This is a genomic window from Desertihabitans brevis, from assembly GCF_003327535.1.
Classification (GTDB): domain Bacteria; phylum Actinomycetota; class Actinomycetes; order Propionibacteriales; family Propionibacteriaceae; genus Desertihabitans; species Desertihabitans brevis.
This window is the reverse complement of the sequence record NZ_QOUI01000022.1, coordinates 1-1,270: the sequence shown is the minus strand read 5'-3', so window position 1 is coordinate 1,270 and position 1,270 is coordinate 1. Positions and strand designations below refer to the sequence as shown.

Genomic DNA, 1,270 nt, shown 5'->3' with positions numbered 1-1,270 from the left:
AGTCTGGGCCCGCCCCGACGAACACGGGCTCGCGACCCTGCTCGCCCGCATCGACGCCGGCGACGCCGCGATCCTGCTCGCCACCACCACCCGACTCGCCGACATCCTCAAAGACCAACCCGGCGGCGACCAGCTCACCGCCGGCCAACGCCGCGCCCGCGCCCTCGGCCTCCTCGGCCGACCCCTCCAAGCCCTCGCCCTCCTCGCCGACCACCACCCCCACCAGCAGCCACCGACCACGCCGGACCGGACCGACGACATGTCGCTCGTCCGACCCACCGGCGCCCCGAGCGAGATCAGCCTCGACCCCGCCGAGACCAGCTCGACCCGCGACGACCACGGCTTCATCCGTCCCTCCGAGACGGTCCTCGCCGACCCACGCTTCCCCGACCCTGAGCGTCCACTGCCGCCCGAACCCGCAGAACCCGACCCGCCCGCGCACACTGACGAGCCGACGCCCGAGGGGACCGGGTGCAGCACGACATCCAGCCGGGCCGACCACGAGAGGCCGAGGTCCTCCTCACCGGCCCAGAACGGGAACTGCACCACGGCACCAGGGCGAGCGAGCTCGCAGTACCTGGCCGTCCCAGACCAGACCCGCGCGGGCCTGCCCGTCCAACCCACCGACATCTCGACCGATACCAGCGTCGACCCCGGCTCCCCGAGCTCCATCCGCGACGACCACGGCCTCACCCGCGCCGCCGAGACGGTCCTCGCCGACCCACGCTTCGACGACCCAGATCGCCCGCTCCCGCCCGAACCAGCCGAACCCGACCCGCCCGAGCGGGTCGTGGAGCCGCCGCCCGGGCTGCCGCCCTGGATCGGTTGCTACACACCGCCACCCAACGATCCTGGCGAGCCCGGCGGCCTGGAACGCGACCTCACCGCCCTCACCACCAGCCTGCCCGCAGCCGGCATCGACCTCACCCAATGGATCCGCCGCGTCTGGAAGGCAGGCGCCCCCAAGACCACCCTCGTCTACCACCTCGCCGACCCCGAATCTGACCACAGCAGTGGGCACCGCAACAGGGAAGGACCAGGAGCCAGCATGCCCCCGGGCTCGCTCGGACAGCAGCCGCCGACCTCTCCCCGACTCGTCCGCCCGGAGCACCGCCACGGGAGCCCGCTCACCCTCGACCAGCTCACCGAGCACCTCTGCGCGACCGGCGCCCGCATCACCATCCAACCCGTCATCGACCCCGCCGAGGTCGCCGCCGTCGACAGCTACGAGATCCCCCACCGCATCCGCCTCGCCGTCCGCACCCGCCAC

1 pseudogene is annotated in these 1,270 nt (G+C 73.4%); it reads left to right on the top strand.

What is annotated here, in order from left to right:
* Positions 1-1,270 (top strand): annotated as a pseudogene (locus tag DT076_RS19100) (hypothetical protein); the annotation flags it as partial.